At 32.7% G+C, this 21,550-nt stretch carries 18 protein-coding genes, 1 other RNA gene and 1 other annotated feature; of the genes, 15 read left to right on the forward strand and 4 right to left on the reverse strand.

The genetic code is table 11. The features are described from left to right. Window positions 1–25 precede the first annotated feature (25 nt). Genes yaaA through gyrA form a run of 4 tightly spaced genes read left to right on the forward strand, consistent with a single transcriptional unit; the run spans window position 26 to window position 5,763 of the window. On the forward strand, window positions 26–229 hold the full coding sequence (gene yaaA, locus HMPREF0367_RS04465) for a S4 domain-containing protein YaaA (protein ID WP_022356585.1): 204 nt from the start codon (window positions 26–28) through the stop codon (window positions 227–229). Beyond that, on the forward strand, window positions 226–1,329 hold the full coding sequence (gene recF / locus HMPREF0367_RS04470) for a DNA replication/repair protein RecF (protein ID WP_035401568.1): 1,104 nt from the start codon (window positions 226–228) through the stop codon (window positions 1,327–1,329). The genes yaaA and recF overlap by 4 nt, the downstream gene beginning before the upstream one ends. Then, a complete protein-coding gene (gene gyrB, locus HMPREF0367_RS04475; RefSeq protein ID WP_035401570.1) occupies window positions 1,319–3,283 on the forward strand; it encodes a DNA topoisomerase (ATP-hydrolyzing) subunit B in 1,965 nt (654 codons plus the stop codon). Before recF ends, gyrB begins: the two co-directional genes overlap by 11 nt. Before the next feature lie 14 nt (window positions 3,284–3,297). Then, window positions 3,298–5,763, forward strand: coding sequence for a DNA gyrase subunit A (gene gyrA / locus HMPREF0367_RS04480; protein WP_035401573.1), 2,466 nt, complete (start codon window positions 3,298–3,300; stop codon window positions 5,761–5,763). Window positions 5,764–5,801: 38 nt separating this feature from the next. On the opposite strand, the gene HMPREF0367_RS04485 is transcribed toward gyrA, so the two are convergent. After that, the gene (locus HMPREF0367_RS04485; protein ID WP_035401575.1) at window positions 5,802–6,224 is read right to left on the reverse strand and encodes a GNAT family N-acetyltransferase; all 423 of its coding nucleotides are present in this window, start codon (window positions 6,222–6,224) and stop codon (window positions 5,802–5,804) included. Window positions 6,225–6,311: 87 nt separating this feature from the next. Then, window positions 6,312–6,515 (forward strand) — a binding site (T-box leader). A 39-nt stretch (window positions 6,516–6,554) separates the two neighbouring features. Between HMPREF0367_RS04485 and serS the strand changes: the two genes are divergently transcribed. Next, entirely contained in the window at window positions 6,555–7,835 is a 1,281-nt protein-coding gene (gene serS, locus HMPREF0367_RS04490) for a serine--tRNA ligase (RefSeq protein WP_035401577.1), read from the forward strand. Between the two features lie 32 nt (window positions 7,836–7,867). On the opposite strand, the gene HMPREF0367_RS04495 is transcribed toward serS, so the two are convergent. Continuing rightward, window positions 7,868–8,572: a metallophosphoesterase gene (locus HMPREF0367_RS04495; RefSeq protein ID WP_035401579.1), complete on the reverse strand. Its 705-nt coding sequence runs from the start codon at window positions 8,570–8,572 to the stop codon at window positions 7,868–7,870. Between the two features lie 77 nt (window positions 8,573–8,649). Between HMPREF0367_RS04495 and ffs the strand changes: the two genes are divergently transcribed. The 5 genes from ffs to HMPREF0367_RS04515 all read left to right on the forward strand — a co-directional run bounded on the left by ffs (window position 8,650) and on the right by HMPREF0367_RS04515 (window position 12,819). After that, window positions 8,650–8,747, forward strand: an RNA gene (ffs, locus tag HMPREF0367_RS10220) — signal recognition particle sRNA small type. A gap of 11 nt (window positions 8,748–8,758) precedes the next feature. Continuing rightward, a complete protein-coding gene (locus tag HMPREF0367_RS04500; protein ID WP_035401581.1) occupies window positions 8,759–9,226 on the forward strand; it encodes a nucleoside deaminase in 468 nt (155 codons plus the stop codon). A 108-nt stretch (window positions 9,227–9,334) separates the two neighbouring features. After that, on the forward strand, window positions 9,335–11,110 hold the full coding sequence (gene dnaX / locus HMPREF0367_RS04505) for a DNA polymerase III subunit gamma/tau (protein ID WP_035401583.1): 1,776 nt from the start codon (window positions 9,335–9,337) through the stop codon (window positions 11,108–11,110). Window positions 11,111–11,127: 17 nt separating this feature from the next. Beyond that, window positions 11,128–11,709: a recombination mediator RecR gene (recR, locus tag HMPREF0367_RS04510; protein ID WP_035401585.1), complete on the forward strand. Its 582-nt coding sequence runs from the start codon at window positions 11,128–11,130 to the stop codon at window positions 11,707–11,709. A gap of 561 nt (window positions 11,710–12,270) precedes the next feature. Then, a complete protein-coding gene (locus tag HMPREF0367_RS04515; protein WP_248660663.1) occupies window positions 12,271–12,819 on the forward strand; it encodes a hypothetical protein in 549 nt (182 codons plus the stop codon). Here the strand turns inward: HMPREF0367_RS04515 and HMPREF0367_RS04520 are convergent. Further along, window positions 12,795–13,361 carry a CYTH domain-containing protein gene (locus tag HMPREF0367_RS04520; protein WP_035401591.1) on the reverse strand — a complete coding sequence of 189 codons (567 nt, stop codon included), beginning with the start codon at window positions 13,359–13,361 and terminating at the stop codon, window positions 12,795–12,797. The genes HMPREF0367_RS04515 and HMPREF0367_RS04520 overlap by 25 nt on opposite strands. Window positions 13,362–13,420: 59 nt before the next feature. On the opposite strand from HMPREF0367_RS04520, the gene HMPREF0367_RS04525 reads away from it, so the two are divergent. Beyond that, a complete protein-coding gene (locus HMPREF0367_RS04525; RefSeq protein ID WP_035401592.1) occupies window positions 13,421–14,194 on the forward strand; it encodes an NAD(+)/NADH kinase in 774 nt (257 codons plus the stop codon). Between the two features lie 4 nt (window positions 14,195–14,198). Here the strand turns inward: HMPREF0367_RS04525 and HMPREF0367_RS04530 are convergent, their stop codons facing one another. Continuing rightward, window positions 14,199–15,473: an FtsW/RodA/SpoVE family cell cycle protein gene (locus tag HMPREF0367_RS04530; protein WP_051335175.1), complete on the reverse strand. Its 1,275-nt coding sequence runs from the start codon at window positions 15,471–15,473 to the stop codon at window positions 14,199–14,201. A 92-nt stretch (window positions 15,474–15,565) separates the two neighbouring features. Here HMPREF0367_RS04530 and mutS point away from each other — a divergent pair, with 92 nt between their 5' ends. The 4 genes from mutS to HMPREF0367_RS04550 are packed head-to-tail and all read left to right on the forward strand — an operon-like array spanning window position 15,566 to window position 21,541. Further along, the gene (mutS, locus tag HMPREF0367_RS04535) at window positions 15,566–18,103 is read left to right on the forward strand and encodes a DNA mismatch repair protein MutS (protein ID WP_035401595.1); all 2,538 of its coding nucleotides are present in this window, start codon (window positions 15,566–15,568) and stop codon (window positions 18,101–18,103) included. A gap of 10 nt (window positions 18,104–18,113) precedes the next feature. Next, window positions 18,114–19,967: a DNA mismatch repair endonuclease MutL gene (gene mutL, locus HMPREF0367_RS04540; protein WP_035401597.1), complete on the forward strand. Its 1,854-nt coding sequence runs from the start codon at window positions 18,114–18,116 to the stop codon at window positions 19,965–19,967. Then, entirely contained in the window at window positions 19,960–20,865 is a 906-nt protein-coding gene (gene miaA, locus HMPREF0367_RS04545) for a tRNA (adenosine(37)-N6)-dimethylallyltransferase MiaA (protein ID WP_022356601.1), read from the forward strand. The genes mutL and miaA overlap by 8 nt, the downstream gene beginning before the upstream one ends. Then, window positions 20,858–21,541, forward strand: a complete 684-nt coding sequence (locus HMPREF0367_RS04550) for a tRNA threonylcarbamoyladenosine dehydratase (protein WP_035401600.1) — start codon at window positions 20,858–20,860, stop codon at window positions 21,539–21,541. The genes miaA and HMPREF0367_RS04550 overlap by 8 nt, the downstream gene beginning before the upstream one ends. Window positions 21,542–21,550 lie beyond the last annotated feature (9 nt).

A 21,550-nucleotide genomic window follows, 5' to 3' on the forward strand; every position in this document is an offset into this window, starting at 1 on the left:
AAACAGGCAAAGAGAGGTATTTTCAATGCATTTTAAGCTTAGAGATGAATATATCAAACTTGAACAACTTTTGAAGGCATGTGATGTTGTATCAAGCGGAGGACAAGTAAAAGAATATCTTGCCAATGTAGATTGTTTTGTCAATGGTGAAATTGAAACAAGACGTGGCAGAAAAATACGCGTTGGTGATATCGTTGAAACAGAAGGAATTCGTATTGAAGTAGAATGAATGTCAATCAGCTGAAACTAATTCATTTTCGCAACTATGAAAACACTTCTTTTTCTTTTGATTCCAACTGTATTCATTATCTATATGGTAAAAATGCTCAGGGAAAGACAAATTTGATCGAAGCAATTTATTTTTTAAGTCATCTTCATTCATTTCGAACCAATCAACTTTCAAATTTGGTCATGAAAGAAAATGAATCTTTGATCATTGACGCAAAAGTTGAGTCGAATAAACAAAATGAGCATTTAAAAGTTGTTGTCTCACATCATAAAAAGCATTTATTTCGTTTTTTGAATCCGGTCAATAAATATTCTGATTTTGTAGGGATCGTAAATGCGATATTGTTTTGCCCAGATGATATGATGATTTTTTCTCAGTCTCCAAAGTTTCGAAGACGTTTTATTGATATGGAGCTGATCAAGCTTTCTAAGACTTATACGACAACTTTAGCTCATTATCAAAAGATATTGAAGGAGCGAAATCTTGCGCTTAAACAAAATGAAATAAATGATGCTTTAATTGATATTTATACAGATCAAATGATTCAAGATGAAAAGATCATATTGAATCAAAGAAATCATTTTATTGAACAGCTGATATTGAAAGCTAAACAAATCTATCCTTTTTTCTCTAGCGAGAAAGAAATCATAGATGCTAAATACGAAACGTTTGTTTCTATTGATGATGATCTTGAAGAAAATTTAATTCACGCATATCAAAAAAGTTTAGCTAAAGATAAGTTGTATCATCAGACTAATTTAGGAATTCATAAAGATGATATTCAATTTTTATTAAATGGTTCCAATATCAATGATGTCGCAAGCCAAGGCCAAAAAAGAAGTTTCTTGTTGGCACTAAAATTAGGACTTGCGCAGATCATTTATGAAAAATCACATCAATATCCGATTTTGTTATTGGATGATGTATTTAGTGAATTGGATGATATTCGAAAGAAACAGTTGATACAGAAATTACCGTTAAATATGCAGATATTTATTACAACAACAGAATGGATGGATCCATCAAGTTTTGGATCTAGACCGGTTAAATTTTATAAAATAGAAAAAGGTTCCATAAAGGAGGTAGACCATGGAAGATAGTTTAAAACAGGAGATACTGGAATTTGAAAAATTAGAGAATGAAGCTACTTTAGTCGATCACTCTTATACTGCTGATGATATCCAAGTATTAGAAGGATTGGAAGCTGTTCGTATGAGACCTGGTATGTACATTGGTTCTACCAGTTCACGAGGACTTCATCATCTTGTATGGGAAATTGTAGATAATGGAATCGACGAAGCATTGGCAGGTTTTGCTTCACAAATTGATGTGACTATAGAAAAAGACGATATCATAGCTGTTCGTGATAATGGACGTGGTATGCCTGTTGGAATTCATGAAAAAACAGGAATCAGTGCTGTTGAAACGATCATGACCGTTTTGCACGCCGGAGGAAAGTTTGGCGGTGGAGCTTATAAGGTATCTGGTGGTTTACATGGTGTTGGTGCCAGTGTTGTAAATGCTCTTAGTGAATGGCTTGAAGTTACTGTATACCAGGATGGAAAAATTTACTTTATACGATTCGAAAATGGTGGAAATACAGTAGCTCCTTTAAAAATCATTGGTCAAACAAAAGAAACGGGAACTTTAGTTCGTTTTAAGGCAGATCCTGAAATATTTAAAGAAACGACTGTTTATGATTTTGAAACATTGAATTCAAGATTGCGTCAGTTGGCTTTCTTAAATAAAAATATTCGACTTACGTTAACTGATGAAAGAGAAGAAGAACCTGTTCATGTGGATTATCACTATGCAGGTGGAATCATGGAATATGTACGATATTTAAATAAATCTCGTTCTGTTTTATCAGATAAGGTTATTTATGTTGAAGGATTGCAGGATGGAATACTAGCTGAAGTTGCTTTGCAGTATAACGATGGATATCAGTCACAGATTTATTCTTTCTGTAATAATATTCATACTCATGAAGGTGGTTTTCATGAAGATGGATTTAGAATGGCGTTGACACGTGTCATCAATAATTACGCAAAGAATAATAACTTGATCAAAAAAGAGGAAACATTGTCACAGGATGATGTAAAAGAAGGACTTGTTGCAATTATCTCCATTAAGCATCCTGATCCTCAATATGAAGGACAAACTAAGACAAAACTTGGTAACTCTGAAGTAAGAAAAATTGTATCCAATATTGCCGGTGATCAGATTGCACGTTTCTTTTTGGAAAATCCAAACGATGCCAAGGCCATTGTAGATAAGGCAATTGTTGCATCCAAGGCAAGGATTGCAGCTAAAAAAGCACGTGAATTAACACGTAGAAAGTCAGCTTTAGATGGAATCAGTTCTTTGCCAGGAAAACTAACAGATTGTTCCAGCAAAGATGCCAGCGAATGTGAGATTTATATTGTCGAGGGTGATTCTGCCGGAGGTAGTGCAAAACAAGGACGTAATGCTAAAACACAGGCTATCTTACCTTTGCGAGGAAAAATATTGAATGTTGAAAAAGCTAGAACGCATCGTATTTTTGAAAATGCAGAGATTCGCAGCATGATCACAGCCTTTGGGTGTGGTATACAAGATGAAGTAGATTTAGATAAATTACGTTATCATAAGATCGTAATCATGACCGATGCCGATGTAGATGGTAGTCATATCTGTACTTTGATGTTGACATTCTTATATCGTTTTATGAAACCAGTTATTGAAAATGGATATGTATATATCGCGCAGCCACCTTTATATAAGATCCAAAAAGGTAAGAAGATAGCGTATGCGTATAAAGAAGAAGAAATGCCGGCATTAAGAGAAGAATTTAAAGATGGTTATAAGATCCAGCGTTATAAAGGTCTTGGAGAAATGGATGCAGAACAGTTATGGGAAACTACGATGGATCCAAAAAACCGTGTATTAAAAAGAGTTACGATAGATGATGCGATGGAAGCAGATAATGTATTCAACATGTTGATGGGAGAAGATGTAGAACCTCGTCGCGAATTCATTACTAAAAATGCAACTTACGCAAAACTTGACTATTAATAGGAGGTCATGAAATGGAAGAAAATAAAAAATATGACCAGATAGAAGATGTTGAAATATCCAAAGAGATGCAGGAAGCATTTCTTGATTATTCAATGTCTGTAATCGTACAACGAGCTTTACCGGATGTACGAGATGGAATGAAACCCGTTCATAGACGAATTCTTCATGCGATGAATCAATTGAATATTACTTCCAGTGTCGCACATAAAAAAAGTGCACGTATCGTCGGTGAAGTAATTGGTAAATATCACCCTCATGGAGATACTGCAGTATATGATGCAATGGTTCGAATGGCACAGGATTTCTCATATCGTTATCCATTAGTTGATGGTCATGGAAACTTTGGTTCCATGGACGGAGATGGTGCAGCTGCCATGCGATATACCGAAGCTCGTATGTCTAAGATCTCTATGGAGATGATGAGAGATATTCAAAAAGAAACAGTTAACTTTGAACCAAACTATGATGGCGAAGAAACAGAACCAACCGTTCTTCCCAGCCGCATTCCAAATTTATTGATCAATGGATCTGTGGGAATTGCGGTAGGTATGGCAACTAATATTCCACCACATAATTTAACGGAAACGATCAATGCAATCTTTGCGGTGATGGACGATGAAAATATTACTGTTCCTGAGTTAATGGAAATTATTAAAGGACCTGATTTTCCTACTGGTGGAATCATCTTAGGCAGAAAAGGTATTCGCCAAGCTTATGAAACAGGACGTGGTTCTATTATTATTCGTTCTAAATACCGCGTGGAAGAAATGGAAAATGGTAAGAAACGTGTTATTTTCTACGAAATTCCATATCAGGTCAATAAAGCAACTTTAATTCAAAAGATGGCATCATTGATTCGTGACAAAGCCATTCAAGGTGTTACGTATTTAAATGATGAAAGTAACCGTGAAGGTATTCGAATTGTCATGGAGCTTAAAAAAGATGTACAGGAAGAAGTCATTTTAAATCAATTATTTAGATTGACACCTTTGCAGACATCTTTTGGTATTAATATGCTTGCCTTGGAAAACGGGCGCCCTCGACAGCTTCCATTAAAGAACATTATTTTAGATTATATAGATCATCAAGTGGATGTTGTCGTAAGAAAAACACAATTTGATTTGAAAAAGGCAAAAGATAGAGCTCATATCTTAGAAGGATTAAAGATCGCAATGGATCACATTGATGAAGTTATTCATTTAATTCGTTCTTCTAAAAAAGATGAGGCAGGGCTTGTTCAAGAACTATGTGATGCTTTTGGATTAACACAAATCCAGGCAAAGGCAATTCTTGCGATGCAGTTAAGAAGATTATCCGGATTAGAACGAGATAAGATTGAAAGCGAATATGCGGAATTGTTGAAGACAATTGCTGATTTAGAAGATATTCTCGCTAATCATGATCGAGTATTAAAGATCATTCGTGATGATCTAACTGAAATCAATAAAAAATATGGTGATGATCGAAGAACCGAAATTAGTGATGCAAGCTTTGATATGGAAGATGAAGATTTGATTCCAGTAGAAGATGTGATCATTATGTTGACTGAATCTGGTTATATCAAACGCCAGAGTGTTGATACATATAAAGCTCAAAATCGTGGTGGACGAGGTATCAAGTCTTTAACGCTAAATGAAGAAGATAGTATTGATACAATGATCTCTATGTCTACACATGATTATCTTTTGTTATTCACAAATACAGGTCGTGTTTATCGAATGAGAGGTTTCAATGTACCAAATGCTTCCCGTACTTCAAAAGGAATTCCTATCGTAAACTTATTAACATTGGAAAAAGGTGAACAAATCAAAACTTTACAACCTGTACCAAAAGATTATAAGTTTAATGATATCGAATTTAAGAACTTACTATTTGTTACTAAAAATGGTATCGTAAAACGTACTTCTATTAGTGAATTTGAGAACATTAATCGTAATGGTAAGATTGCAATCAGTTTAAAAGAAAATGATGAATTGGCATTTGTGAAGTTAACGACAGGAAATGATGAAATTATCATTGCCGGATCTAACGGAAAGGCTGTACGATTCAATGAAGATCAAATTCGTGTCATGGGAAGAAGCGCTGCCGGTGTAACAGGATTCAACTGTGATGGAAGTGAAGTTGTAGGTGTAGCTTTATCGAATGAGGGAAAGACAATTCTATCTATTAGTGAAAATGGATATGGTAAACGAAGCTATTTAGAAGATTATCGATTGACTTCTCGCGGTAAGAAAGGTGTTCGTACGATCAATATTACAGAAAAGACCGGAAAACTAGTCAGCGTAAAAGCTGTTAACGGGGATGAAGATGTTATGATCGTATCAAGTTCAGGTATCATGATCCGTACCAGCTTACAAAATGTAGGTATCTACGGAAGAAATACACAGGGTGTAAGATTGATCAATCTGACAGATGATGCAAAAGTTACCAAGGTAACTCTTGTTGATCATGAGGAAGAAGAAACAAGCGAGAAATAAAATATAGGCACTTATTTATATGAATAGGTGCCTTCTTTTTAATCTATCAAATTTAATGTGTATTTATAATGAGTTTGATCCATACCATGGTTTTCATAAAATTTATGAGCACGGTGACGTTTTTGATTGGTTGTTAAATCTAATACAACACATCCATTATCTTTGGCATATGTCTTTGCGTATTCAAATAATTTTGCGCCTATGTGTTGGCTTCGATGTTTTGGATCAACACAAAATTCAATAACTTCTGCCACTTTATCACAATGGTGCATCTGGTATTCAATTTTTAAATCGAGATATCCAATAATATTATCATTGTCTTCAAAGACAAAAATATCATGTGAATGAATAAGCTCGTTCATGATCATTTTCATCTTATCAAGATCAAAACATGTTTCTTCCAAATCACATACCAATTTATAAACTTTTTCAAAATCAGATGAATTCATTTTTCGAATCATAGTGTTTTCCTCTTTTCATATGAATATTCCTATAGAATATTTTACTATTTGTTTGCAGAAAGTTCAAAAGAATGGTATAAAGATATAGTAAAAGCTTTGAGAAGGAAAAGTAAAATTGAGTTTTTTCATAGAGACGATATGGCTGGTGAAAATATCGATGAAATTCAATTTGAAAAGCACCTTTGAGTGATTTTATGAATTTAGTAGTAAAATCCGGTACATACCGTTATCATGTCAAGAGATCTTATTTTTAAGATAAGAAGGGTGGCAACGCGAGACATCGTCCCTTTATTGGGTGGAATGTCTCTTTTTTATTTTAGGAGGATTGAAATGTTAGACATTAAATTTGTGCGTGAGAATCCTGAAGTTGTAAAAGAGAACATGAGAAAAAAATTTCAGGATGAGAAGATCCCTTTGGTTGGTGAAGTTTTAAAAGAAGATAAAGAACTTCGTCAAGCTCAGCAACATGCAGATGATCTTCGTTCTAAGAGAAAGAAAATTTCAAAAGAAATTGGAATTATGATGTCTCAAGGGAAAAAAGAAGAAGCTGAAGCTATCAAAGCTCAAATTTCTGAGATTGCTGAAGAATTGGATGCTTTGGAAGAAAGAGAAGAAAAACTTCGTGAATCTGTAAAGAATAAGATGATGCAGATTCCAAACATCATTGATGACAGCGTTCCTATTGGAAAAGATGATTCTGAAAATGTTGAATTGGAAAAATATGGCGAACCAGTTGTTCCAGATTTTGAAATTCCATATCATACAGAAATCATGGAAAGATTAAGCGGTATTGATCTAGATAGTGCAAGAAAAGTAGCTGGAAATGGATTCTATTATTTAATGGGAGATATTGCTAGATTGCATTCAGCTATTATCAGCTATGCACGAGATTTTATGATCAATAAAGAATTTACATATGTTATTCCACCTTACATGATTCGCAGTTCTGTAGTAAATGGTGTAATGTCATTTGCGGAAATGGAAGGTATGATGTATAAGATTGAAGGTGAAGATCTATACTTGATTGGAACGAGTGAACATTCTATGATTGGTAAATTTATTGATACGATCTTAGATGAAAAAGATCTTCCTTATACATATACTTCTTATTCTCCATGTTTCAGAAAAGAAAAAGGTGCACATGGTATAGAAGAACGTGGTGTTTATCGAATTCACCAGTTCGAAAAACAAGAAATGATCGTTGTTTGTAAACCAGAAGAAAGTATGGAATGGTTTAAAAAATTGTATATGAATACAGTTGAGTTCTTTAGAACTTTAGATATTCCTGTACGTACATTGGAATGTTGTTCTGGTGATTTGGCAGATCTTAAATGTAAATCTGTAGATGTAGAAGCTTGGTCTCCTCGTCAGAAAAAATATTTTGAAGTAGGAAGTTGTTCTAATTTGACAGATGCTCAGGCAAGACGTTTAAAGATTCGTGTAAAAGATGATAAAGGAAATAAATACTTTGCACATACTCTAAATAATACATGTGTTGCTCCACCAAGAATGTTGATTGCTTTCTTAGAAAATAATTTGCAGGAAGATGGAAGTGTATTGATTCCTGAAGCATTGCAACCATATATGGGCGGAACTAAAAAAATAGGATAAAAAAGTGCTATTGGTTATATGCCAATAGCTTTTTATTTCACATAAAATGTTTTCATATCATCCAATCTCAATGCAGCAAACTGACAATCTTCATTATTGCAGGAACAGCCACAATCAATATCAATATAATTGGATTGCATGATATCTGATTTATTATGAAAGATTTCATACTTTCCATGATAATAAGTAGATATCGTATGGCCGGCAACAAGAATTTTATCTTGTAAGATTACTTCATTTGGATCTACACGCTGCCAAACAAAGAGAATAGGATCATCAATATCTTTTAAATAGAGAGTTCCTTCTTTTTCCAATTCAGAATAGCAGCCATGCGTTAAATAAAACTTTTTATCATTTACAACAAGATCTGTAATTGCAACCGGAAGATTTTTGATTGTGCTAAATAGTTCCTGTTGCCTTGATTCTTCAAGTTCTAAAAAAGCATCAATTGTAGGCTGAGCTCCATTCAATACCCATTGAATATATTCCATGTTGATTTCTAATTTTCCTTTTCCCTCTTCTAGGGCCTGATACATCATATATTCATGATTTCCCATCAATAAGGTAAAATGAGGATCATTTAAAATATATTGTAATATTTTGATTCCGTCAGCTCCCCTATCGATCACATCACCAAGGAAATATACTTTATCATTATTTTTTAAATTTAAGAGATCCATCATCTTTTCGAATTTATCCCAAAGACCATGAATATCACTCATTACATATGTAGCCATATTATGTCCTTCTTTACTTATAGTGTATCATAAAAAATAAGTTTATACTTTTCAATTGAATCATATTTATGTTAATATATATAAGCTACTACAATGATATCTTATGAATCAGGTCAGGTCGGGAACGAAGCAGCCTTAAGTATGCTCTATCATGTGTAGTAGTTTTTTTATATAAAGGAAGATCATATGAATGATGACAAAATGATGAAAGAAGCAATCAAGCAGGCACTTAAAGCAAAAGAAATTGATGAAGTTCCAATTGGTTGCGTAATTGTAAAAGATGGTAAGATTATTTCAAGAGCTTACAACAAAAGAGAAAAGATGAATCAAAGCATAGCACATGCTGAAATATTGGCTATCCAAAAAGCATGTCGTAAATTGGATTCCTGGCGATTAGATGAATGTGATTTATTTGTTACTCTAGAACCATGTCCAATGTGTGCTGGGGCTATTATTCAATCAAGAATAAAAAGAGTAGTATTTGGTGCATATGATCCAAAAGGTGGAAGTGTTGAAACCTGTACTAAACTATTTGATGTAAAGGAATATAATCATCATCCTGAATATATAGGAGGTATTCTTGAACCTCAGTGTTCTCAACTGTTAAAAGATTTTTTTAAAGAAAAAAGAAAGAAATCAAAGCAAATAAAATAGTTATGTTTGAATATTTTATAGTCAGCCAGTCGTTTGACTGGTCTTTTTTTGTGCATACAAAAATGAATATACATTTGATATAATATAGGCATTAGAAAGAGTGATAATATGGCATATCAGGCACTATATAGAAAGTATAGACCATCCAATTTTGATGAAGTAGTTGGTCAGCAACCTATTATACAAACATTAAAGAATGCAATTGTGCAAAATCGTATTGCGCACGCATATTTATTCTGCGGTCCTAGAGGAACTGGAAAAACATCAATTGCGAAAATATTTGCGAAAATGTTGAATTGTGAAGATGAATCTAATAAACCTTGTGGAAAATGTACCAACTGTAAAATGGTACAAAATGGTTCACATCCAGATATCATCGAAATTGATGCTGCTTCAAATAATGGTGTAGATGAAGTTCGTAATTTGATTGATAAGGTAAAATATGCTCCAATGCAGGGTAAATATAAAGTCTATATTATTGATGAGGTTCATATGATGACTACTGGTGCTTTCAATGCCCTATTAAAGACAATTGAAGAACCACCTGCACATGTCGTATTTATTTTAGCAACAACTGAACCTAATAAGGTTATTCCTACTATTATATCTAGATGTCAAAGATTTGATTTTAATAAAGTGTCTCAAAAAGACATTGAAAAAAGATTATCAATCGTATGTAAAGAAGAAAAGATTGAAATTGATCCAGAAGCTATTTCTTTGATTGCTCAGCTGGCAGATGGAGGAATGAGAGATTCTTTATCCATTCTAGATCAATGTATCGCATATTGTTCATCTAATATTACTGTAGATAATGTAAGAGAAATTTATGGAGTATTAACAACATCCGATATAGGAAAGTTGTTTGAACATTTATATGCACACGAAGTCGATGCGTTGATTCAACAGATTCAAGAGTGTTCAGATAAAGGAATGGATCTAAAAAGATTAACCAGTGATTTTATAACTTTGTTAAAGGAAAGTATCATACTGGATTATTCCAGTAATTCACAGCTTGTTAGCAATACTCATAAAGAAGTCATTGAAAAGTATTTATTAAAATCCCCTTCCCCATTTCGCTTCAATGTTTTAAATGAATTAATGGATGTTTTTAATAAATATAATTATGCATCCAATGTGTTGGATTATTTAGAAACAGCTTTATTAAAATCAATATCAAATTCATATGAAATAAAGTCTAAAACAACTCATGATGTTATAGAAGATTCAGATAGAGAAAATAAAGAAAATTTCGCTAAATCAAGTGATTTATCATATGATTTAACATCTGAAAAATCAGAAATTGATAAAAAAGTGCCTAAAAATAGCGAAAATACCGGTATTTCTGAGTTGGAAACAATTTCTGATGTTTCACGTGAAACATTAAAAGAAGTAGGAAATAAGGATAGTAAAATCATATTGAACGATGAATATATATTACAATTGCTGGTAGGAGCTAATAAAACAGAAAGAAAGATAGATACCGCAAAAATGGATGAAAGAAATATGTATTTAGCGGATTTAGAATATGCAAAATATGCAAATAGTTTGCGCAACATAGCTATTGTTGCTAGTGGAGATAAATACATTGTTGTAGCGGTTAGAAGTGAATTAGAGGCAAAAGAAATTAATGAAATGCAGCTTACGCAAGGATTTGAAGATTTTATGGAACAAGTTCTTGGAAAAGCAAAGAAAATATTTGCGATAGATCATATTCAACAAACAAGAGTGTTGGAAGAATTTAAAGAAAGAATGATTCAAGGTACCTTACCTGAACCAGTTGATGTAATAATAAGTAGAAGTAATTCATCTGATAAAGAGAAGAAGTTAAGTGAAGAGGAACAGATGATTGAGTTGTTTCCAAACATAGAAATAGTGAATGATTAGAAAGAGTGATAGATATTATGTATCCAAAGAAATTCGAAGATTTGATCCAGGCGTATTCTAAATTACCAGGTGTAGGAAGAAAAACAGCTGAAAGATATGCTTTTACTACATTAAATTGGGATGAGGAGTGGATAAATGAATTTATCACTTCCCTATCTTCTATTAAAGATGGTATTAAACGTTGCGAAGTGTGTGGCAATCTATCAGATGGAGATAAATGTGAATTTTGTATGAATGATACAAGGAATCATAATGTTATATGTGTTGTACAATCTCCTAAAGATATAGCTGCGATAGAATCTATGCAGGAATATAATGGTGTATATCATGTTTTAAATGGATTGATTAATATTCAGAAAGGTATCTTACCGGAGAATTTAAACATACAATCGTTAGTGAATAGAATAAATGATGACATAGAGGAAGTGATTATTGCGACAGATCCTACAGTAGAAGGAGAAACAACAGCTTTATATATTACAAAGCTATTAGATGGAAGAACTAAGGTAACAAGGCTTGCTCACGGTATACCAATGGGCGGACATTTAGATTATACAGATGCACATACTCTATTAAAGGCTTTTGAAGGAAGAAAATAACTATATCTTATCAATCGTATGAATTATTTATGAATAATCATACGATTTTTCTTGTTTTTATGAATAATATATGATTTTTCAACCGGTTTTCATATTATTTTTACTAAATCATACGATTAATATATGAAATAAGAACACATGGACAAATATTTTTGTTAAAATCATATGAATAGTAAATAATATATGATTTAAATATATGAAAATCATATATTATAGAAATATCTTTAAATAAATTATATAATACATATTCTGATTAGTCATATGAATAAAATATGAAAAATATTTAACAGTATAAATGAATTATTAATTTCATATGAATGAGAGTAGTATAAAATGTTAAATCATATGAAATAGAAAAGATTGATTTTTAATTCATATGAATAACAAAAATAAGTGTGATTGTAATATGAAAAAGAGAAATAAGAATCCTATATAAATTATCGGATGTGAAAAATACATATGAATTTCCTATGAAGTTGTAGATTTTAAAAAAATATTGTGCTATAATCAACTCTGAAAAGAAAATGCTGATGTATGAAAATCATAGGAAAGGGGATCGACATGTTAGAAAATGAAAAGCCAATCGACGTGTTTTATGATATGGATATTTCTCAGATCTGCCAGCATTTTTCTAAATCAAGAAATACAGTAGATAAGGCAGTAGCAAAATTAGTAAAAGATTATCCAGACAAGGATTGGAAGTATAAAAATCCAGAAACAAGACGTATTACAATAAAGGCAGAAGGGGTAGAAAAATTATCAAATTACTTCAGAAAAGAAAAACATGAAGTATCTACTGTAGAGATGGAATTACGGTATGAGAATGATAAATTAAAAGCTATTATAGAAGAAAAAGAAAAATCTCAACAAAAAATAGAACAATTATATCAGGAAAGATTAGCGATAGAATTAGAAAAACATCAACAAACCTTCTTATTGGAACAGAAGTCAAAAGATGAAACAATTGAAAAATTAGAATATGAAAATCAGATGTTAAAGGAAGAAAATTCTTCTATTGAATCCATGAAAAAAGAAATAGAAGAATATAAGAAAAAAGAAGAAGAATATAACTCAAAGTCCTTCTTCTATCGTTTAACACATAAGTTTTGATCATTCATTGCTCTGGCAATTTTGCTAGGGCAATTTTTTTCATATTTCGTATTTATATTGTTTAATATATGATTGAAAAACGAGATACCATCATGATTATCTATGTATTCATATTCCAATTCATAATCGATATGATTTTCATATGATGTAATATCAGCACATAATTGTCCATGTTCAAAATTATATGTATATCTTTCGGTTCGAAATGATGTTATCGGTTTTATATTGGTTGGAATATCATATTGTTGGATCCAACCTAAAATTTCTGGATCCTTAATTTCATTTATATTGGTTGTTTGTATTTCTTTTTCATATTCATAATGTGTTATTGAATCCTTTTTTATTTTTAGAGTAAAGATATGTGTATTTTCAATCGTACGTATTCTTAATGCACCATTCATATGTTTGATTTTTTGATCATTTGTATCGTAGTATGTATTTGTTTGTATTATTGGTTTCTTAAATTCATATGAATTTAAGATTTTTTGAAATTGTTCTTTGCTTACTAAAATTTTTAATTCTCTTTCAATATAGTTTTCCATTTAAATCACCTACCATAAAATATGGTACAATGGTTTTAATTGAAAGGAAAGTGGTATTGATGCGGTTTACGATTATTTCTCGTCCGGATGATCATTCTAAAGAAGTTTCTGATTATTTACGTAGACGATGTGAAGAAACAGGCTGGAAATTTGATAAATCTGATTTTGAACTGGTTTTATCTGTTGGTGGAGATGGAACATTACTAAGAAGTATCCATGAACATTTAGATAAACTAGATCATATATCTTTTGTGGGAATTCACACTGGAACATTAGGTTTTTTTACAGATTATACGGATAAAGAAATTGATGCATTTATCAATGATATCAGGCAAGATGAATGCAATATAGAAAAAGCACCTTTATTGAAATTTTCGTCACCGCAAAAAGAGGAAATCTTTTATGCGTTAAACGAAGTTCGTATTGAATCGTTATTAAAAACATTATCACTTGATGTATATATCGATGGTGAATTTTTTGAACATACTACAGGTTCTGGTATCTGTGTCAGCACACAAGCCGGTTCGACTGCCATTAATAGAGCTTTACAGGGGGCTGTAATTGATTCTGGACTTAATGTATTACAGCTTTGTGAAATTATGCCGATAGCTCATAAATCACATCATTCTTTACGCTCTCCATATATCATGAAATCTGATCGAAAAATTTTGGTAAAAGGTGAAGATTTGAGTTTAGCACATGCTGGATATGATCACTTGGAAACTGATTTAAATGGAATATCAGAAATAATGATCAGTACTTCGGATAAATACGTTCGATTCGCCCGCTATCGCAAGTATTCATATTTAAAACGTTTAAAGAATCTATATTAAAAGGTTATCTCAATGATAACCTTGATTTTTTTGTTCTCTTTATCTTTTTGAATTTTTTAAATTTTGGAGGGTGTATCTCAATATTGTTTTTAGATAATGGAGAGATATTCATGATGATACCAAAGGCAATAAAATAAGATAAAATACTACTTCCACCATATGAAATAAGTGGTAAAGTAATACCGGTGATTGGTAATAAACCAACGATCATTCCTAAATTTTGTATTTGTTGATATAACAACATAGAAATGATGCCTATGACGATAAAACGATCTGTTTTATTTTTAGTATTATAAGCAATCTTACATAAATACAAATCCATCAGCATACATATAAATAAGATGAAAGTTGTACCTAATAATCCAAAACACTGCCCAATTGCCGCAAAGATAAAGTCTGTATGAGCTTCTGGAATGGCAATGATGTTTGCCTGTAAACCATAGCCTGTCAGTCCGGCACTTCCAAGTGATAACAAGGCAGTATATAGCTGGTTGGAACTACCTGTAATATAACTTTCTGGATCCAGCCAGGATTCAATACGCTGTAAACGATAAGCTGAGATAAAAGATGATAAGACATCCGGAAATTGGAAGTATAAAAAGAAGAATCCACCGATAAAGAGAATGATCAATGCTGCAAGGATCCATACATATTGTTTTTTAATACCAGAGCACATTAACAAGACTAAAGTATTAAAACAGATGATAAGACATAATCCGGTATCCGGCTGAAGAAAGATCAGGATTAATGGAGGCAATAATATCTTGGCAAGTTCAATTAAAAGTTTTAAGTCATTTTGCCATGTTTGTTCTGGATATTTATCTTGATGAATATTGATTGTTTGAGATGTCATGATGATCAAAACAATTTTTATAAATTCACTAGGTTGAAAGCTACCTACAATTGGAAACTGAAACCACGAAACAGAACCATTGATTGATGGTGCAAATGGCAGGTGAATATTTGTGTTACCTGTAACACTAATCAACAATGATGAAATAAACAAGTAGGCAAGACATATTAATAAAAAATTATATATTTTTCGAATATAACGATATATTACTTCATTTTGAATCATTGTAATGATGGTTAATGCACCAAAACCAATGATATACCACATGATCTGACGACCTAGATATCCTAATCCACTTCCATCACTGATAAGATTAAATGCATTATATAAGGAAAAGAAACTAGTGAGTCCAAACAGGATCAGGATTCCAATAAAACCTATATCGAAAGAAAATGTATGATTCTTGATTGTTATGGTATGTTTCACTTACTATGCCCCCTAAGTTATTAATTAGTATAACATAATTTATGTTTAGACCAAAAAATTTGATATAATACTTGAGTTGAAGAGGTTAATTTATGGCAGAGAAAAAATATACTCCAATGATGATGCACTATATAAAATTAAAAGAAGAGAATCCAGATTCGATCCTTTTTTATCGTCTGGGAGATTTTTATGAAATGTTTTTTGAAGATGCGAAAATTGCCAGTCAAGAATTGAATCTTGTACTAACTGGAAGAAGTGCAGGCGTTGAAGAAAAAGTACCGATGTGTGGCATACCTTACCATGCGGCCAATTCATATATTCAAAGACTTGTAAAGAAGGGCTATAAAGTAGCTATATGCGAACAGCTATCCGATCCAAGCCTGTCAAAAGGACTAGTGGATCGAGGAATCATAAAAATCATCACACCAGGAACATATATGGATAGTGCTTTGGATGAAAAACAAACCAACTATATGGCCTCTGTTTCAGTATCGAGTTTTGAGATTGTTGTCATATATTGTGAATTAAGCACAGGTGAGCTAAAATATCAGACTTTAGAAAGATCATTGGTAAGTTTACAGAAAGCTTTGATGGAACAGCATGTCAGTGAAGTGGTATTACCAATGTCTTTTGATAAGAGATGGTTAAATGCATTTGAAGAAATGGACAGCATTCTAGTTTCTTTGCAGAAGAAAGCTTCTTTAGATTCTGAGGATGAAAAGTTGCTTCCTTTAAATCCTAGTGAAAATTTGATCAATGCATTTTCGCTGTTGATGGCTTATTTAAAAGAAACACAGAAACAGCATATTGATCATTTTATGCCGATGGAATCAATGGATATGGAAAAAGTCCTGGTCATGGATTTTGAAACCAAAAATCATCTGGAATTAACCAGTTCACATTCTACTAGTGCAAAAGCAGAAAGCTTATGGAGCTTTATGGATCGTTGTCAAAGTGCAATGGGTTCCAGACTTTTGAAGCGGTGGATCGAAATGCCATTAATTGATGTTAATGAAATCATCAAACGTCAAAAAGCGGTTAAAACTTTGACAGAAGATTTTTTATTACGAGAAAATCTAAAAGAACATCTTGTCTATGTATATGATATGGAACGTTTGGCAAGTCGTATGGCTTATGGAAATGCAAGCCCAAGAGATGTCCTTCAGCTTGTCGCGACTTTAGAACATGCCAAACCTATATTAAATCTTGCCGCTAATATAGAAGGTTGGTCAGAATTTCAGAATGTAAATGACTGCCATGAATTATATGAAACGATCCAAGGTGCTATTGTGGATAATCCTCCTTTGACTTTAAAAGAGGGTGGCGTTTTTAATGATGGTTATAATGCACAGCTTGATCAAATTCGAATGATTGCCAAACAAGGCAAAGACTTTATTTTAGAACTCGAGGCTAAAGAAAGAGAAAGAACACAAGTTAAATCATTAAAAATTGGTTACAATCGTGTTTTTGGATATTATATCGAAGTACGAAATGGAAATTTATCGGCTATTAAAGATGAATTTGGATATGTACCTAAACAAACACTTGCCAATGCAACACGTTTTATAACGCAGGAATTAAAAGAAAAAGAAGATCAAATACTGCATGCTCAGGAAGAAAAAGTAAAATTAGAGCAGGCATTATTTGATGATCTATTATCAAAGATCAAAGAAAATCTTTTTGATCTTCATACATGTGCTAAAGCTCTTGCGACAATTGATGTATTTGTATCTTTATCGCTGCTTGCTAGTGATAAAGGATACGTATGTCCTGAATTTCATGCAGAATCTAGTATTGATATTGTAGAAGGGAAACATCCAATCCTGGATGATCGAATGAAAAAGAAAAAATATGTTTCTAACGATTGGAAGATGAACAAAAATGAAACCATTCAATTGATCACAGGACCAAACATGGGTGGTAAATCAACATACATGCGTCAGAATGCTTTGTTGGTGATCATGGCACAAATGGGAAGTTTTATACCATGTAAAAAAGCAGTGATGCCTATCTTTGATCGTATCTTTACACGAATTGGTGCCAGCGATGATATCTTAACTGGAAAATCTACATTTATGGTGGAAATGATGGAAGCAAACATCGCATTGCGTTATGCGACAAAGCATTCATTGATTCTTTTTGATGAAATTGGTCGAGGTACAGCTACATATGATGGAATGGCATTGGCTCAGGCAATGTTGGAATATATTGATGAAGCTATTCAGGCAAAAACTTTGTTTTCAACACACTATCATGAACTAACCGATATGGAACAAGAACATCCTTCTATGCATAATGTTCATGTAGATGTAAGAGAAAAGAAAGAAGAAATTGAATTTAGATATCGTATTGTAGAAGGAAAAGCGGATAAATCATATGGTATCAATGTTGCACGTCTGGCTCACTTACCGAAAGTCGTTTTAGATCGTGCAAAACAATTATTGAATGAATATGAAAACAGGGATGATACAAAAGGGTATCAACCAAGTTTATTTGTCATGGATCCAGTGCAGCCTGAAAAATCAGAATTACTGCAGAGATTACAACAATTGGATATAGATTCTATGACACCACGTGAAGCTTTAGATTGTTTATATGAATTAAAGAAATTATCAAATGAAATAGATTAAGGAGGCTTTCATGTCCAAGATACATGTTTTAAGCGAACATTTGACAAATATGATTGCTGCCGGAGAAGTAGTTGAAAGACCAGCAGGCATTGTAAAAGAATGCGTTGAAAATAGCATTGATGCTAAAGCCAAGACAATTGAAATTGAAGCTTTCCAAGGCGGTATCGAAAGATTGATCATTACAGATGATGGAATAGGTATGGACAAAGAAGATGCTCATTTAGCTTTTATGCGCCATGCCACCAGTAAGATGCATTCAGAAGAAGATCTTTTCAATATTCATACGATGGGATTCCGTGGAGAAGCTCTGCCTAGTATCGCATCTGTCGCTAAAGTCGAACTGAATACCAATGATTCAAACGAATCTACTTTAATAAGATACAGCTATGGAGAATTGATCTGTGAAGAATCTTCATCTTGTCCTAGAGGAACTAAAATAGATATTTCAGGTCTTTTCGTCAAAACTCCAGCTCGCTTTAAACATTTAAAAAGCCCAAGTTATGAATTTTCGGTTATTGCGGATATCGTGAATAAGATGGCTTTATCTCATCCTGAGATTCGCTTTAAATTATCACATGACGGAAGAGTTGTGTTTCAAACAAGCGGAAACGGAAAAATCCAGGAGATTCTTTATCAGATGTATGGTAGAGAAGTTGCGGAAAATGCGGTTTATTTTGAAGGAAAAAATGATGATTTTAAGATTCATGGTTATGCCATTCAACCTAAGATCAACCGTGCTACTAAGTATTTTATGTATATTACGCTAAACACTCGTCTGATTCGAAGCGTTCCGATCCAAAAGGCAATATTGGATGCATATTCACATTTTTTACCACCAAATCGTTTTCCTATTGTGGTATTGCAAATTGAATCCGATGCACAATTGGTGGATGTCAATGTCCATCCAAATAAATGGGAAGTTCGTTTATCGAAACAAAATGATCTTTTAGAACTTGTCAAAAATACGATTCGAGATTCTTTAAGTAATTCGCTGCAAACTGTGCAAATCAAGCCAAAAGTAAAAACTCCAATCTTTGAACAGGAAACATTGAATTTTCCCTATCCAATAAAAAATGAAAGAAAGACAGAATCAATCATTGAAAAGGGATTTAAGAAAAAAGAAGAATATGAAAAATCATATGATTATCCTATAAAGACAAATCCTAGCATCAAAGAAGAAAAGATCGAATATCCTGCAGAACTTGAAGTTTTGACAAAACCAGAACTTCAAAAAGAAGAATCAATTCAAGAAATTGAAAGCGTAGAAAAAGCAGTAGGATATGAATTCTTTTATCATTTAAAAGTAATTGGACAATTAAAAGATTCATATATTTTATGTGAAAACGAAGAAGGCTTGGTCATTATAGATCAACACGCAGCTCAAGAAAGATATCATTATGAAATGTTACAGGAAACTTTAAATAAGCCTTGTAACAATCTTCAACCTTTGATGCTGCCGATTCAACTTGATGTATCATCCAATATAATGTCACAAGTAAATACGATCAATGAAAAAACATCTTTCTTTGGCTTAGAATTTGAACCATTTGGAAACGATCAGTTGATCGTAAGAGAAATTCCATTATGGTTTCAGGATGTACATGAAGAAGCATTTTTATACGATCTTTTAGATTTTTTTGAAAAAGACAATGAAATTGATATGTCCAAGCTTAGAAAACATGTTTTGGCTACAATGGCCTGTCATAGTTCAATTCGATTTAATCGTTCTTTGACCATGGATGAAATGAAACAAGTAATTGAAGATTTAAAGAAATGCAAACAACCTTATCATTGTCCTCATGGAAGACCAACCATCATCACGATGAGCGATCATGATCTAAGAAAGGAATTTGAACGTGGATAGAAAGAAAATACTTGCGATCGTAGGACCAACAGGAATTGGAAAGACAAGTTTATCTATTAGGCTTGCCAAGTTGTTTGATGGAGAAATCATATCTTGTGACAGTATGCAGGTTTATAAACAAATGAACATTGGAACCGCAAAAGTTACCGAAAGAGAAAAGGAAGGGATTCCTCATTATCTTTTGGATGAACAGGAATATGATGAACCATATAATGTAATGATCTTTCAAACAAAATGTCGCGATGCGATCCAGACAATTCAAAATAAAAATAAACTGCCTATATTATGTGGAGGGACAGGATTATATCTAAAAGCCGCTTTATATGATTATGAATTTGAAGAAGAACAGGAAGATACAGAATACACAGCGTATTTACATTCTCTATCAAACGAACAGCTTGTTGAACTTCTCAAACAAAAAGATGAAAAAGCCCTTGAAAAGATTCATCCAAATAACCGAAAAAGAGTAATCAGAGCTTTACAAATAGCACACAGTGGTAAAAATAAAACACAAAGAGAAGAAGAACAATGTCATGAGCCTTTATATGATATATTTTTTCTTGGACTGGATATAGATAGAGATATTCTTCATGAGAGAATTAATAAACGAGTTGATTTAATGTTTAAAGAAGGACTTGTTAAGGAAGTGGAAGAATTATTTTCAGATCCGCAAACATGGGGTTATACAAGTTTTCAAGGAATCGGATATAAAGAATTCAAAGAATATTTTGAACATACCAGAACGTTGGAAGAAGTGAAAGATAAAATAAAAGTTCATTCACGTCAATATGCCAAAAGACAATATACATGGTTTAAAAACCAAATGAAGGTTCATTGGTTTGATCGAGAAGACGAAGGACAAATCGTAAAGTCTGTGAAAGAGTGGTTATATGAATAACGAAAGAAGTGCTTTGCTGCTGGGGAATGAAGCTTTAGAGATTTTAAAGAATAAAACAGTATTGGTCGTTGGCATTGGAGGTGTTGGTTCTTTTTGTGTCGAAGCTTTGGCGCGTACAGGAATTGGCCACTTGATTTTAGTGGATAAAGATAAAATCGAATCCAGCAATATTAATCGTCAGTTGTTGGCTACCACGGAAACAATTGATCAAGTCAAGGTTGCTGTTATGAAAAAGAGGATCCAAACCTTAAATCCAGAATGCAAGGTTGATACATATGACTGTTTTTATGATTGCTCGATGGATGAGAAGATATTTTCACAAAGAATTGATTTTGTGATTGATTGTATTGATTCGATAAAATCAAAACAGGATTTGGCCATGGCATGCATTCAAAGAGATATCCCATTTTTATCAAGTATGGGAACAGCTAGACGGTTAGATCCGTCAAAACTTGAAATAATGGAACTGGAAAAGACAAGTTATGATCCAATTGCGAAAAGAATGCGAAATTGGAAACGAAAAAACAAAATTCGAAATAAGATATGGGTCGTTTGTTCTACGGAACCTCCAAGACCTGTAGAAGCAGGAAAGCCATTACCAAGCATGATCTTCGTACCAGCAAGTGCAGGTTTGTTATTGGCAAGTGAATGTGTGAAGAAACTGATCAATAAATAATAGCTATAG

The organism is Faecalitalea cylindroides ATCC 27803 (assembly GCF_000469305.1).
Classification (GTDB): Bacteria; Bacillota_I; Bacilli_A; order Erysipelotrichales; family Erysipelotrichaceae; genus Faecalitalea; species Faecalitalea cylindroides.

What these genes read in the sequence shown, in the direction of transcription:
- gyrA (WP_035401573.1), top strand. Translation starts at nt 3,298, where the DNA reads ATGGAAGAAAATAAAAAATATGACCAGATAGAAGATGTTGAAATATCC.
- recF (WP_035401568.1), top strand. Translation starts at nt 226, where the DNA reads ATGAATGTCAATCAGCTGAAACTAATTCATTTTCGCAACTATGAAAAC.
- HMPREF0367_RS04525 (WP_035401592.1), top strand. Translation starts at nt 13,421, where the DNA reads ATGCGGTTTACGATTATTTCTCGTCCGGATGATCATTCTAAAGAAGTT.
- mutL (WP_035401597.1), top strand. Translation starts at nt 18,114, where the DNA reads ATGTCCAAGATACATGTTTTAAGCGAACATTTGACAAATATGATTGCT.
- dnaX (WP_035401583.1), top strand. Translation starts at nt 9,335, where the DNA reads ATGGCATATCAGGCACTATATAGAAAGTATAGACCATCCAATTTTGAT.
- gyrB (WP_035401570.1), top strand. Translation starts at nt 1,319, where the DNA reads ATGGAAGATAGTTTAAAACAGGAGATACTGGAATTTGAAAAATTAGAG.
- HMPREF0367_RS04520 (WP_035401591.1), bottom strand. Translation starts at nt 13,361, where the DNA reads ATGGAAAACTATATTGAAAGAGAATTAAAAATTTTAGTAAGCAAAGAA.
- yaaA (WP_022356585.1), top strand. Translation starts at nt 26, where the DNA reads ATGCATTTTAAGCTTAGAGATGAATATATCAAACTTGAACAACTTTTG.
- HMPREF0367_RS04485 (WP_035401575.1), bottom strand. Translation starts at nt 6,224, where the DNA reads ATGATTCGAAAAATGAATTCATCTGATTTTGAAAAAGTTTATAAATTG.
- serS (WP_035401577.1), top strand. Translation starts at nt 6,555, where the DNA reads ATGTTAGACATTAAATTTGTGCGTGAGAATCCTGAAGTTGTAAAAGAG.
- HMPREF0367_RS04495 (WP_035401579.1), bottom strand. Translation starts at nt 8,572, where the DNA reads ATGGCTACATATGTAATGAGTGATATTCATGGTCTTTGGGATAAATTC.
- mutS (WP_035401595.1), top strand. Translation starts at nt 15,566, where the DNA reads ATGGCAGAGAAAAAATATACTCCAATGATGATGCACTATATAAAATTA.
- HMPREF0367_RS04550 (WP_035401600.1), top strand. Translation starts at nt 20,858, where the DNA reads ATGAATAACGAAAGAAGTGCTTTGCTGCTGGGGAATGAAGCTTTAGAG.
- HMPREF0367_RS04515 (WP_248660663.1), top strand. Translation starts at nt 12,271, where the DNA reads ATGTTAGAAAATGAAAAGCCAATCGACGTGTTTTATGATATGGATATT.
- HMPREF0367_RS04500 (WP_035401581.1), top strand. Translation starts at nt 8,759, where the DNA reads ATGAATGATGACAAAATGATGAAAGAAGCAATCAAGCAGGCACTTAAA.
- recR (WP_035401585.1), top strand. Translation starts at nt 11,128, where the DNA reads ATGTATCCAAAGAAATTCGAAGATTTGATCCAGGCGTATTCTAAATTA.